The organism is Streptomonospora nanhaiensis, assembly GCF_026642255.1.
Taxonomy (GTDB): Bacteria; Actinomycetota; Actinomycetes; order Streptosporangiales; family Streptosporangiaceae; genus Nocardiopsis; species Nocardiopsis tropica.
In genome coordinates this window covers 6,497,767-6,510,564 of sequence record NZ_CP113264.1, presented here as the reverse complement: position 1 = coordinate 6,510,564, position 12,798 = coordinate 6,497,767, and the positions used below count along the sequence as shown (strand labels likewise).

Here is a 12,798-nt window from a genome sequence, read left to right as displayed (position 1 = left end):
GTGTCCTTCCAGACTCTGTGCCCGCGGGCCGCTTCCGGCCACAGTGGTCCCATGAGCGAAACCACTGAGACAGGTGTGCGGAGGGTGGAAGCCCGGACCGGGAGCGGGGCGGTCAGTTACCTGACCGCGGGGCAGGAGGGTCCGGCCGTGCTGTTGCTGCACGGCACCTACTGGAGCCGGGCCTGGCTGCCGGTGCTGGGCCGCCTCGCGGAGGCGGGGCTGCGGCCCTTCGCGGTCGACTTCCCCGGGCTCGGACGTTCGGGGGGTGAGCTCACCCCGGAAACGGCCGCCGTTCCGGCCCTCGCGGAGCGGGCGGCGGAGTTCGCGTCCGCGCTGGGGCTCTCCGGGCCCGTCGCCGTCGCGGGCCATGACATCGGCGGTGCCGTCGCCCAGCACCTGCTGGTCCACGGCCGGGTGGAGGTCTCCCGGCTGGCCCTGGTCAACTCGGTCACCTACGACTCCTGGCCGGTGCCCGGCGTGGCCCGGTTCCGGGACCCGGAGGTCGTCGCGGCGACCACCGCCGACGAGTTCCTCGCCGCCCGCCGGAAGGCGGTGACGGCAGCGCTGGCCGGAGCCGCCGCCGAGCGGTTGATCGCCGACTACCTGGACCCGTTGACCGACCCGCGGGTCCGGCGGTCCTGGATGGCGCTGGCGGGCGCGGCCGACCAGCGGTACACCCTCGACCTCGTCCCCGGGCTGCGGGGGAGCGCGGTGCCCAAGCTGTTGGTCTGGGGCGAGGACGACGGCTTCCAGAAGGTGGAGTACGCCGAGCGGTTCGTCTCGGAGATCCCGGAGAGCACCCTCGTCCGGGTCCCGGGGGCGGGCCACATCCCGATGGAGAACGACCCCGGCCGGGTCGCCCGGGCCCTCGCGGACTTCTTCGTGGAGTAACGCGCCCGCCGCGCGGCCGGATGACTTGACCCCGGTCCCGCCGCCCGGCCCTGGAGCCGTCGGCCCCGGGGCCGGGGCCGGGTGGGCGGGGCCGCCCGGGCGATCTCCCCGCTACACCCGCGCCAGGGCGGCGAGCAGCTTCCGTGTGGTCTCGGGCGGGCGCACGGCCACGCGCACCCAGGCGGCGTCCAGACCCGGGAAGGTGTCGGCCCGGCGTACGGCGACGCCCCGCCCACGCAGCCGTGCGTGGACCCCCTCGCCCGCCTTCACCAGTACGAAAGGCGCCCGGGAGGGCACGAACCCGATCCCCGCTCCGCGCAGCCCCGCCTCCAGGACGGCGCGCCAGTCACCGAACTCCTCCGCGCGGCGCTCCGCCTCCGCGCCCGCCTCCTCGCTCGTGCAGGCGACGGTGGCGGCGACGGCGGGCGCGGACACCGACCAGGGCGTCTGCACCCGGGCCAGACCGCGTACGACGGCCTCGTCGCCGACCGCGTACCCGGCGCGGATACCCGGGACCGACCAGTGCTTGGTGAGACTGCGCAGCACCACCAGGCCCCCGATCCGCTCACCGGCCAAGGACTCCGGTTCCCCGGGCAGGGCGTCCATGAACGCCTCGTCCACCACGACCAGCCGGCCGGGCCGGCACAGCCCGCGCAGTGCCTCGGCCGGGTGCAGGACACCGGTGGGGTTGGTGGGGTTGCCGATCACCACCAGGTCCGCGTCCTCGGGGACGGCGGCGGGATCGAGGGTGAAACCCCGGCTCTCCGGGCACAGCACGGCGGTGACGGTGTGCCCGGCCTGCTCCAGGGCGGCGTGCGGCTCGGTGAACTGGGGGTGCACGACGACGGGCCGACGCCACGGCCGCAAGCGGGCGACCAGGGTGAACGCCTCTGCCGCGCCCGCCGTCGGCAGGACCTCGGCGGGCCGCCGCGCGTGCCGGCGCGCGACGGCCTCGCGCGCGGGCGCGGGGTCGGGGTAGACGTCCGCGTGGTCCAGGCTCTCGCGCAGGGCCCGGTCGAGCCAGGCGGGCCGTTCCCCCGGATAGACGTTGACCGCGAAGTCGAGCATGCCGCCGCGCGCCTCCACGTCGCCGTGGTGGCGCAGCGGGTCGGCCACCGGTCCGGCGCCGGGGACGGCCGCCGTCCGGGCGGCGGGGGAGGGCACGGCGGGTGCCGGAACCGGAGCCGGTGCTCTGTGCACGGCCTCGGCGAACCTCGCGGCGAGCTGCGGGTGCCCGGCCCAGTGCACGTGCAGGTAGGAGGCGTGCAGGGTCGGGGAGGCGAAGCCCTCCGGCGCGCCGTCGACCACCCAGGCCGGGTGGCCCCCGTGCCCGGGTGTGAGCGCCGTGCGGTGGAACTCGTGGCCGGTGACCCGCTCCCCGGCCCGGGTCAGCAGCGTGTCCCCCGGCGAGACCGCCTCGGGGTAGCGCAGGGTGAGCCGCTCCGTCATGCGGGCGACGGCCGGGACGGCACCCGCCATGACGTGGCCGTCGAGCGCGCCGGCGAGGTAGAGCAGGCCGGCGCACTCGGCGACCGTCGGGACCCCGCCGCGGACCGCCTCGCGCAGCTCGGCCAGCAGGCCCCGGTTCGCGGCGAGCCCGCCCGCGTACACCTCCGGGAAGCCGCCGCCCAGGTAGAGGCCCCGGGTACCGGCCGGCAGGCCGGCGTCCTCCAGGGGGTCGAACGCGACGACCTCGCACCCGGCGGCGGTGAGCAGCTCCTCGGTCTCGGTGTAGCGGAAGGTGAAGGTCCGGCCCCCGGCCACGGCGACCACCGGACGCGGGCCCGCGCCCGGGGCCGCCACCTCCGCGGCCGGGTCCCACGGGCGGGCGTCCAGCGCGGGCGCGGAGCGGGCCGCATCCAGCAGCGCCTCCAGGTCGACATGGCCCGCGATGTGCTCGCCGAGCCGCTCGACCACCCGCGCCGAGTCCTCCCGCTCCGAAGCCGGGACGAGCCCGAGGTGGCGGGACGGACTGGCGATCCGCTCGTCGCGGGGGACCACGCCGAGGACCGGCAGGCCGACCGAGCGGGTGATCTCGGCGACGTTGCGCGCAGAACCGGCCTTGTTGAGGAGCACGCCGACGACCTCGACCGCCGGGTCGTAGGCGGCCATGCCCGCCACCAGAGCACCCACCGACCGGGACATGCGGGACACGTCCACGACCAGGACAACGGGCGTGCGGGTCAGGGCCGCGACGTGCGCGGAGGAGGCGAAGCCGTCGGTGCCGATCCGCCCGTCGTGCAGCCCCATCACCCCTTCGACGACGGCCGCGTCCGCGCCCCGGGCCCCGTGCAGGAGCAGCGGCGCCACCCGCTCCTCCCCGACCAGGTGGGGGTCGAGGTTGCGGCCGGGGCGGCCGGTGGCCAGGGCGTGGTACCCGGGGTCGATGTAGTCCGGGCCGACCTTGTGGCCGCTGACGGCGAGCCCGGCGTCGCGGAGCGCGGCCATCAGCCCGGCGGCGACCGTGGTCTTGCCCTGCCCGGTCATGGGAGCGGCGACCATCAGCCTCGGCAGGGCCGCCGGCCGTGCCGGGGGCGCCGAACGGGACGGCCCCGTCGGCCCCGGGGCCGACGGGGTCCTCACCACTCGATCCCCCGCTGGCCCTTGCGGCCCGCGTCCATCGGGTGCTTGACCTTGGTCATCTCGGTGACCAGGTCCGCCGCCTCCAGGAGCTCGGGGGCGGCGCGGCGGCCCGTGACGATCACGTGCTGGCGGCCCGGACGGTCGCGCAGGGCGGTCACGACGTCCTCGACGTCGACCCAGCCCCAGTGGATCGGGTAGGTGAACTCGTCGAGGATGAGCAGGTCGTGCGTCTGCTCGGCGAGCCTGCGCTTGATCTCCGCCCATCCCTCGGCCGCGTCCGCCGCGTGGTCCTCGTCGCTGCCCCGGCGGCGGCTCCAGGACCAGCCCGAGCCCATCTTGTGCCACTCCACGGGGCCGCCCTCGCCGGTCTCCTCGTGCAGCCTCCCCAGGCGTTCGAGCACGGTCTGCTCGCCGATGCGCCACTTCGCCGACTTCACGAACTGGAACACCCCGATCCGCCAGCCCTGGTTCCAGCCGCGCAGCGCGAGCCCGAACGCGGCGGTCGACTTGCCCTTGCCGTCCCCGGTGTGGACGGCGAGCACGGGCTGGTTGCGGCGCTGCCGGGTGGTGAGCCCGTCGTCGGGGACGACGGACGGTCTGCCCTGGGGCATCAGGCGGCCCTCTCTCTCACGGCGTTTCCCAAGGCGTCGGCGCTGACCTCGTCGACGGGCAGGTGTTCGGCGCCCATGCGGGCGGCGAGGGCGGCGGCCAGGCCCAGGCGCAGCGGGCCGGACTCGCCGTCCACGACGACGGTGGCCACGCCCAGGCCGGCGACGTGGTCGGCGGCCTGCAGCGACCGGCCGACCGCACCCCGTCCGCCGGTGGCCCGGCCGTCGGTCACCAGGACGAGCAGGGGGCGCTGCCTCGGGTCGCGCAGGCGCTCGCGCCGCAGGACCCGGGCGGCCTCCAGCAGGCCCTCGGCGAGCGGGGTGCGCCCCCCGGCGGGCAGTGCGTCCAGGCGGGCGGCGGCGGTGTCCACCGAACGGGTCGGGGGCAGCACCAGGTCGGCCGCCGTCCCCCGGAAGGTCACGAGCCCGACCTTGTCGCGGCGCCGGTAGGCGTCCAACAGCAGGGACAGGATTGCGGTCTTGACCTCGCCCATGCGCTTGCGCGCCGCCATGGAGCCGGAGGCGTCGACGCAGAACAGCACCAGGTTGCTCTCCTGGCCCTCGCGCACCGCGACGCGCAGGTCGCCGGGGAGCAGGCCGATCCGGCCGCCGCCGTGCGGGCGGGAGGCCGCCGCCCTGACGGTCTCGACCAGGTGGAGCGGGCCGCCGGAACCCCCGCCGGGCGGTGCGGCCCCGATCCGGCGGCCCCGGGAGCCGAGGGCGCGGCTGCGCCGGCCGTCGGCGCCGGTCCCCGTGCCCCGCGCGGTGAACGTCCGGGGGCGGTAGGGGGCGCCCGCCCCGACCGTGGTGCCGGCCGTGGGCTCGGGCCCGGCCCCGTCCCGCTCGGCGTCCCCGCGGTCCCGGGGGGCTTCCGCCTCCCGGGCGTTCTCCGGCCCACGGGGCGGGACGGAGGACCGGTCCGGTTCGCCGGCGCCGGCCTCCGGGGGCCGGGAGGGGGCCCCGTCCGCGTCCTCGGGGGCGTCGTCCCCGCCGTCCCCGCCGTCATCGGCGGGGGAAGCGGGGTCGTCGGAGCCGGTGGGGCCTTCGGAGCCGCCCGGCGGCTCGGGGCCGTCCGGCGGCGGCTCCTCGTCCCCCAGGACGCGGTCGAGGAGCTCCTCGTCGAGGCCCGGCGCGTCGAAGGGGTTGCGCCGGCGCCGGTGCGGCAGGGCCAGCAGGGCCGCGCGGCGGATGTCGGCCAGGGAGACCGAGGTCCGGCCCTCCCAGGCGGCGTGCGCCAGGGCCGTGCGCGCGGTCACGATGTCGGCGCGCAGGCCGTCGACCTCGAACGCCGCGCACACCTGCGCGATCTTCAGCAGCGCGGCGTCGGACAGCCGGGCGCGCCGGGCCGTCTCCCGGGCCGCCGCGATGCGCTCGGCGAGGGCCTTCTCGGCCCGGTCGTAGCGTTCGGAGAAGGCGGCGGCGTCGGCGTCGTAGGCCATGCGCCTGCGGACCACCTCCACGCGTGCGGCGGGGTCGGAGGGTGCGGCGACCTCGACGGTCAGCCCGAACCGGTCCAGGAGCTGCGGGCGCAGCTCGCCCTCCTCGGGGTTCATCGTCCCGATGAGCAGGAAGCGCGCGGCGTGCTCCACGGAGAACCCGTCGCGCTCCACGGTCACCCGGCCGGTCGCGGCGGCGTCCAGGAGGAGGTCGACCAGGTGGTCGTGGAGCAGGTTGACCTCGTCCACGTAGAGGAGGCCGCGGTGGCCGCGCGCCAGCAGCCCGGGTTCGTAGGCGACCCGGCCGTGCGTGAGCGCCTGTTCCAGGTGCAGCGAGCCCAGGACGCGGTCCTCGGTGGCGCCCACCGGCAGTTCGACCAGGCGCACCGGGCGGCGCTCCACGGCCGTGCCGGGAGGGAAGGGACCGTCCGGCGACTCCTGCGCGGGGTCGGCGGGGTCGACGGAGAAGCGGTCGCCCCGGTAGACCTCGACCGGGGGCAGGAGGGGGGCCAGGGCCCGCACCGCGGTGGACTTGGCGGTGCCCTTCTGGCCGCGGACCAGGACGCCGCCGATCTCGGGGGAGACGCTGGCCAGGACGAGGGCCAGGCCCAGGTCGTCGAGCGGTTCGGCGTCGCAGCCGACGATCGCCGAGAAGGGATAGTGGGACGTCCGCAATGGCATGTGAGGCTCCCGCTCGTTTCGCCATCGGTCATGGGCGGGTGCGGGGCCGGTCTTCGGACTCACCGAGTCCTCCTGTACGGAGGCTCGGCTCACCGCAGCGGGCCTGTGCCGGATTCTCACCGGGCTTCCCAGATTCTCCCCGGACGCCGTCCCCACCGTTTCCGATGGCTGGGCAGCCGGGGCACCTCGCACCTTCGGCCGCCACGATAGCGTCCTGCCCATGAAGGTCGAGATGTCCCCTCCCCGAATCACCGTCGTCGGCATCGGCGCCGACGGCTGGCCGGGCGTGCCCGAGAGGCTGCGCGGGCTGGTCCTGGCGGCCGACACGGTGCTGGGCGGGCCCAGGCACCTCGCCATGCTGCCGCGGGCGCCGGGCCAGCGGCGCCGGGCCTGGCCCTCCCCGCTGCGCGAGGGCCTGCCGGACCTGCTCGCCTCCCTGGAGGGCCGCGCCGTCGTCGCACTGGCCTCCGGCGACCCCCTGGTCTCGGGCATCGGCAGCACGCTGATCGACCTGCTCGGAGCGGACGCGGTGCGCGTGGAACCGGCCGTCTCCTCGGTCGCCCTGGCCCGCGCCCGGATGGGGTGGCCGGCGGAGGGGAGCACGGTGCTGTCCCTGGTGGGGCGAGACCCGCACCTGCTGATGCGCGACCTGGCCCCGGGACGCCGCGTCCTGGTGCTCTCCTCGGACGCCGCCACCCCCGGGACGGTCGCCGCCCTGCTGGTCGGAGCGGGCTACGGCGGCAGCCGGATGACCGTCCTCGGCGACCTGGGGGCGGCCGGGGAGTCGCGGTCGGCGAGCAAGGCCCGCGACTGGCTCGGCTCCCCTCCGGAGGAGGTGCCCCGGCTGCACGTACTGGCGCTGGAGCTCTCCGGGCCGACGGGCCTCGGACTGGTCGCCGGGCTGCCCGACGACGCGTTCGAGCACGACGGCCAGCTCACCAAGCGGGACCTGCGCGCCTCGGCGCTGGCCCGGCTGGCGCCCTCCCCGGGGCAGCACCTGTGGGACGTGGGCGCGGGCGCGGGCTCGGTCGGCATCGAGTGGATGCGCGCCCACCCCTCGTGCACGGCCACGGCGGTGGAGGCCGACGCCGGGCGCGCCGAGCGGATCGGCCGCAACGCCGACAGGCTCGGCGTCCCGGGCCTGCGCGTGGTCGCCGGCCGTGCGCCGGACGCGCTGGAGGGGCTGGCCCCGCCCGACGCGGTGTTCGTCGGCGGCGGCGCGACCCGGCCCGGCGTGCTCGACGCCTGCCTGGAGGCGCTGATACCGGGCGGCCGACTCGTGGTGCACGGGGTGACACTGGAGACCGAGCGGCTGCTCGCGGACGCCTACCGGCGCCACGGCGGGGAGCTGACCCGCACCGCCGTGGAGACCGCCGCGCCCATCGGCGCGTTCACCGGATGGTCCCCCGCCCGCACCGTCACCCAGTGGAGCCTGGCCACGTCACCCGGAAGCGCCTGACGAGGGGGCGGCGCCCCTGGGCCGCGCGGGGTCGTACAGGTAGGACTCACCGCCCCCCTCGGGGTCGAGCGCCCACCCGACCAGGATCACCGCCGCCTGCCGGAGCCCCGCCTCCTCCACCAGGCCGGCGACGGTGGAGACCGTCCCGCGCAGCACCGCCTCCTCCGGCTGGCTGGCCCGGTACACGACCACCGCGGGACAGTCCGCGCCGTAGGCGGGGACGATCTCGGCCATGAGCTCCCGCACCCGCCGGATCGCCAGGTGCAGCACCAGCGTGGCCCGCGTCGCCGCGAACGCGCCCAGCGCCTCGGTCTCCGGCATCGCCGTCGACCGGGCGCCGGTCCGGGTCAGCACCACCGACTGGGCCACCAGCGGCACGGTCAGCTCTCGGCCCACCAGCGCCGAGGCGGCCGCGTAGGCGGGCACCCCCGGCGTGACGTCCCACGGGACCCCGTGCGCGTCGAGCCTCCGGGTCTGCTCGGCCAGCGCCGAGTACAGCGAGGGGTCCCCGGAGGTCAGCCGTACGACGTCCCGGTCCGCGGCGTGCGCGGCGACCAGGCGTTCGGTGATGCGGTCCAGGTCCAGACCCTGGGTGTCGACCAGTTCCGCGCCGGGGGCGCAGTGGGAGAGGACCCCGGGGTCCAGGTACGTGCCGGGGTAGAGGACGACGTCGGCCGCGTTGAGCATGCGCGTGGCGCGGACGGTGAGCAGGTCGGCGGCTCCGGGCCCCGCCCCCACGAAGTGCACGGTCACGGCTGCACCCACCTCGGCGTCCAGACCCGGCCCGCCCCGGAGACGCGGGTGCCGGAGGCGCCGACGATGAGCAGGCAGCGCATGTCGACTCCGGCGGGGTCGAGCTCCCCGAGCGTGGTCACCGCCAGGGACTCGCCCTCCCTGCCGACGCTCCGTCCGACGACGACCACGGTGTCGGGCTTGCGGTGCTCCAGCAGGACCTCGCGGGCGGCGGCGACCTGCCCGGTCCGCGAGCGCGAGGCCGGGTTGTAGATCGCCAGCGCCAGGTCGGCCTCGGCGACGGCGCGCAGGCGCCGTTCGATCACCTCCCAGGGCTTGAGCCGGTCCGACAGGCTCATCACCGCGAAGTCACCGCCGACGGGGGCGCCCGCCCGGGCGGCGACCGCCTGCACGGCGCTGACGCCCGGCAGCACCCGGACCGGGACGTCCCGGTAGGCGGGGTCCTCGGCCGCCTCGAACACGGCGGTGGCCATGCCGAACACACCGGCGTCCCCGCCCGAGACCACCGCCACGCTCTCACCGTCGCGGGCGAGCCCGAGGGCGAGGCGGGCGCGGTCGATTTCGACGGTGTTGCCGGAGGCGTGCCGGGTCAGGCCGGCCCGCTGCGGGACGCGGTCGACGTAGGGGCCGTAACCCACCACGTGGTCCACCCCGGCCAGCGCCGCGGAGGCCTCGGGGGTGAGCCAGCGGCCGGGACCGGGCCCCAGGCCGACGACCAGCAGCTCGGCGGCAGGGCCGGCGGGCTCCACGGCCGAGGGTTCCGGCAGGGGCCGGTCGCGCGACCTCCTGCCGTTGCGGCTGTCCCCGGTGACCAGGACCAGGGAGAAGTAGGGCACCGTCGCCGGATCGACCTCGGCCACGGGCAGCCGCCGCTCCCCGTCCATGGAGGCGCGCTCCACGTACACGGCGTGCTCCAGCCGCCCCGCGGACTCCAGCGCCCGGCGCACGGCGGGGAAGGTCCGGCCCAGCTTCATGACCACCGCGGCGTCGGTGTCGGCCAGCCGGCGGGCCAGCTCCGGCTCGGGGAGGGTTCCGGGCAGCACGGTGAGCACGTCGGTCTGCCGGGCCAGGGGGGCCGCCGCCACCGCCGTGGCCGCGGCGAACGCCGGGACCCCGGGCACGATCTCCGTCTCGTACCGCTCGGCCAGCCGGTCGTGCATGTACATGTACGAGCCGTAGAACAGCGGGTCGCCCTCGGAGAGGAGCACGACGTCGCGGCCGGCGTCCAGGTGCGCGGCCAGCCGGGCGGCGGACTCCTCGTAGAAGTCGGCCAGCACCCCCGTGTACCCGCCCGGGTGGTCGGTCGCGCCGGTGGTGACCGGGTAGGTGAGCTGTTCCTCGACCGCCGACCCGGGGATCAGCGACGCGGCGATGCGGCGGGCGTTGGACGCCTTGCCGACCCCGGCGTGGTAGGCGACGACGTCGGCCGCGGCGATGAGCCGTGCGGCCTTGAGGGTGATCAGCTCGGGGTCGCCGGGGCCGACGCCCACCCCGTGGAAACGTCCGGTCACTCCTCCTCCTTGGCGAGTGCGTTGAGAGCGGAACAGGTCATCGCGGAGCCTCCGCGGCGGCCGCGGGCGGTCACGTAGGGGATGTCGGCGCCGAACCGGTCGCCGAACTCCGTCAGCGCCTGCTTGGACTCGGCGGCCCCCACGAAACCGACGGGGCAGCCGACGATCGCGGCCGGGCGCGGCGCTCCGTCGGCCAGCATCTCCAACAGGTGGAAGAGGGCGGTGGGCGCGTTGCCCACGGCGACCACGGCGCCCTCCAGGAACGGTTCCCACAGGGAGACCGCGGCGGCGCTGCGCGTGGTCCCCCACTCGGCGGCGAGGCCGGGGACGCGTCCGTCGCCCAGGAAGCAGAGCACCTCGTTGTCACACGGAAGGCGGCTCGCGGTCACACCGCTGGCCACCATGCGCGCGTCGCACAGGATCGGCGCCCCGGCACGCAGGGCGGAGCGCGCCGCGGACACCAGGCCGGGGTGGACCACCAGGTCCCCGGCGAGGTCGACCTGGCCGGTGCCGTGGATCATCCGCACGGCGAGCCGCTCCGCGTCGGCGGGCAGGTGCCCGAGCTCGGCCTCCTTCCTGATGACGGCGAAGGAGTCCGTGTAGATCGCGGGCCCGTCGTCGATGTAGTCGTAGTGCCGGCCCGGCCGGCGTGGGACGGTCACCGTGCCTCCCCGGGGCTGGAAACGGACTCTCCCGGCACCAGGACGCCGCGCCAGGGTGTGACGACGAGTTCGCCGGACCCGGCGGCGAGCGCCTCCTCGGCGAGGGCCTCGGCGGCCGGACGGTCCAGGCCCTCGTCGGGCACACGCACATGCCGTGCGCCCCCGGGCAGCGGGCCGTACGGCAGCGGCGGGGCGGGAGGCGGGAGCCGCCGGTCCGGTTCCACCGGCCCGGCCAGCGGCGCCGGGAGCTCGGCGACGTGCCACGCCGCCGTGGGCCCCTCCCCGCGACGGTCCAGGAACGCGTCCGCCAGGCGCAGGAGCGCGGCGGGCGCCTCGTCGACCGGCACCAGCGGGCCCCAGCTCTCGCCGATCCTCAGCTGGGCGACGCCCTCGTCCAGGGCGACGAGCCCCAGGTCGCACGGGTGGCCGATCAGGTCGCCGCGCCCGTCGTCCAGGACGAACAGGAAACGGCCGGGCAGGTCGGCGCGGCGCGGGACGGAGCACAGCATCGTGTCCAGGTCCGAGGCGACGGGTCGCAGGTCGGCCCGGCCTCCGCCCGGTCCGGTCCCGGCGGGGCCCGCCGCGCCCGTGCCCGGGGAGACCATCACGTTGCGGACGAGTTCGTGGCTGACGGAGGGCAGCAGGCCGGTCTCCGCCAGGGCCCGGACCACCTCGGGCCCCAACCGCCCCGCGTTTCCCGGCAGCGCGCGCAGTTGCAGGTTCGCGCGGCCGGTGACGTGGACACGGCCGGAGCCGTACCGGTCGGCCACCGCGGCGAGGGCGCGCAGCGAGGAGGCGCCGACACGGCCGCCGATGAGCCGGAGCCTGACCAGCAGGCCGTCCTCGGCGGGCCAGGGTCTCAGCACGCCGGGGCAGCGGTCGCGGCGCGTACGGCGCGTGGAGGGGGGAGAACCGGTCGGGGACATGCGCGTCCTTCGGGTCAGGGGCTCGTTCGCGGAGCCCGCGGATGACTCGGCGGACCGTGGCCGCCGGTGCCAGCAGGTCTTCGGACTCGGATTCGACCGGTGCGGAGCGCCTTCCCGGAGCCGTGCTCCAGTGGCTGTCCCGGGGAGTGCTCCCCGGACGTGCCCGCCCGTCATCCTCACCGCTGCGCGTCAGTCCCGGATTCCCACCGGGTTCCCTGACCCCACCAAGTGGAGTTCGACTGGCCCGACGAGGGTACCCCGACCCCCTCCTGCCTGCTCCGGGGGACGTCGCCTTGCCGTGCCGGCCTCCGGCGGCGGCCCCGGGCGGTCCGGCCGGGGCGGACCGGGCGACCGGCCCCGTCCCCGGGCCCGCAGACCGGATGACCGGACGACATGAAGGGGCCCCGCCCTCCGAGGAGGGCGGGGCCCCGACCGCGCGGACGCGGGGACGGGCCGCGGGACGGCCGCACGGGGTCCTCGCAGGTCAGTCCTCGGCGCGCACGTCGACGACCTCGCCGGCCGCGTCGAGGATCACCTCGTACTCCTGGCCGCCGGCGTCGAGCACCTCGGCGTCCCAGCCGTCCCAGCCGTCCTCGTCCTGGCGCTCGACCTCGACGGTGCGGGCGCCCTCGCCGACCGCCTCGGCGGCGTTCGCGGACACCGTGTCGCGGTCGGCCTCGGTCTGCCCGCCGGTGTTCTGCCACGGGGCCGGGCCGTCGTCGGTGTCCCGGAAGGCCAGCCCGTTGATGGTGTACACGTCGGCGTCGTCGCGGTCGTCGTCGGCCTCGTAGCGCACGCCCAGCGTCACCTCGGTGCCCTCCAGGCCGCGCAGCTCGTCCAGGAGCGGCTGGACGGTGCCGTTGCCGTCGAAGTCCTCCAACTCGGGGTCGGTCAGCAGCCACTCCTCGGGGCCGAAGTCGACCTCGACACCGGACACCGTCCAGTCGTCGGTGTCGTCGCCGTCGCCGTCGTCGTCACCGTCGGCGCGCAGCTCGCCCACGAGCTGCTCCAGGCCGTCCACCGACTGGGTCGAGGGGGGGTTCTGCTCCGACGCGTCCGCCCCGCTCGCCGAGGGGGCCGAACCGGAGGTCACGCCGGTGAGCTCGATCGAGTCGACCTGCTGCTCGGGGTCGTCCACCACGAGGTAGCCGATCGTGCCGACGGCCAGCAGCCCGGCCGCGGCGGCGGAGGAGAGGAGGATGACGGTGTTGCGCTGCATCGGCGTTTCCTTTGCTCGAAGGTTTCTACTGCCCCAAGCATGCGGCGGCAAGATGATGGAGTCCTGAAA

At 76.5% G+C, this 12,798-nt stretch carries 10 protein-coding genes and 2 riboswitches; of the genes, 2 read left to right on the top strand and 8 right to left on the bottom strand.

The window, feature by feature from the left end; all coding sequences use genetic code 11:
• The first annotated feature begins 51 nt into the window (after positions 1-51).
• Positions 52-891, top strand: a complete 840-nt coding sequence (locus OUQ99_RS28045) for an alpha/beta fold hydrolase (RefSeq protein WP_267946765.1) — start codon at positions 52-54, stop codon at positions 889-891.
• Between the two features lie 111 nt (positions 892-1,002).
• Here the strand turns inward: OUQ99_RS28045 and OUQ99_RS28040 are convergent, their stop codons facing one another.
• From OUQ99_RS28040 to OUQ99_RS28030, 3 genes are all read right to left on the bottom strand, one after another.
• The gene (locus OUQ99_RS28040) at positions 1,003-3,393 is read right to left on the bottom strand and encodes a cobyrinate a,c-diamide synthase (protein ID WP_267946764.1); all 2,391 of its coding nucleotides are present in this window, start codon (positions 3,391-3,393) and stop codon (positions 1,003-1,005) included.
• 77 nt (positions 3,394-3,470) lie between these two features.
• A complete protein-coding gene (cobO, locus tag OUQ99_RS28035; RefSeq protein WP_267946763.1) occupies positions 3,471-4,085 on the bottom strand; it encodes a cob(I)yrinic acid a,c-diamide adenosyltransferase in 615 nt (204 codons plus the stop codon).
• Positions 4,085-6,199, bottom strand: coding sequence for a VWA domain-containing protein (locus OUQ99_RS28030; protein ID WP_431061455.1), 2,115 nt, complete (start codon positions 6,197-6,199; stop codon positions 4,085-4,087). Before OUQ99_RS28030 ends, cobO begins: the two co-directional genes overlap by 1 nt.
• A gap of 27 nt (positions 6,200-6,226) precedes the next feature.
• A riboswitch (cobalamin riboswitch) is annotated at positions 6,227-6,363 on the bottom strand.
• Positions 6,364-6,419: 56 nt separating this feature from the next.
• Between OUQ99_RS28030 and cbiE the strand changes: the two genes are divergently transcribed.
• A complete protein-coding gene (gene cbiE / locus OUQ99_RS28025; RefSeq protein WP_267946762.1) occupies positions 6,420-7,658 on the top strand; it encodes a precorrin-6y C5,15-methyltransferase (decarboxylating) subunit CbiE in 1,239 nt (412 codons plus the stop codon).
• Here the strand turns inward: cbiE and OUQ99_RS28020 are convergent.
• From OUQ99_RS28020 to OUQ99_RS28000, 5 genes are all read right to left on the bottom strand, one after another.
• Complete coding sequence (locus OUQ99_RS28020) at positions 7,641-8,423, bottom strand: cobalt-precorrin-4/precorrin-4 C(11)-methyltransferase (protein WP_267946761.1); 783 nt, start codon at positions 8,421-8,423, stop codon at positions 7,641-7,643. The genes cbiE and OUQ99_RS28020 overlap by 18 nt on opposite strands.
• Positions 8,408-9,922 (bottom strand): precorrin-2 C(20)-methyltransferase, encoded by a 1,515-nt coding sequence (locus OUQ99_RS28015; protein ID WP_267946760.1) that lies wholly within the window; start codon positions 9,920-9,922, stop codon positions 8,408-8,410. Before OUQ99_RS28015 ends, OUQ99_RS28020 begins: the two co-directional genes overlap by 16 nt.
• On the bottom strand, positions 9,919-10,584 hold the full coding sequence (locus OUQ99_RS28010) for a precorrin-8X methylmutase (protein ID WP_267946759.1): 666 nt from the start codon (positions 10,582-10,584) through the stop codon (positions 9,919-9,921). Before OUQ99_RS28010 ends, OUQ99_RS28015 begins: the two co-directional genes overlap by 4 nt.
• Positions 10,581-11,510, bottom strand: coding sequence for a nitrite reductase (locus tag OUQ99_RS28005; RefSeq protein ID WP_267946758.1), 930 nt, complete (start codon positions 11,508-11,510; stop codon positions 10,581-10,583). The genes OUQ99_RS28010 and OUQ99_RS28005 overlap by 4 nt, the downstream gene beginning before the upstream one ends.
• A gap of 54 nt (positions 11,511-11,564) precedes the next feature.
• Positions 11,565-11,768: riboswitch (cobalamin riboswitch) on the bottom strand.
• A gap of 226 nt (positions 11,769-11,994) precedes the next feature.
• Positions 11,995-12,729, bottom strand: coding sequence for a PepSY domain-containing protein (locus tag OUQ99_RS28000; RefSeq protein WP_267946757.1), 735 nt, complete (start codon positions 12,727-12,729; stop codon positions 11,995-11,997).
• Positions 12,730-12,798: the final 69 nt, after the last annotated feature.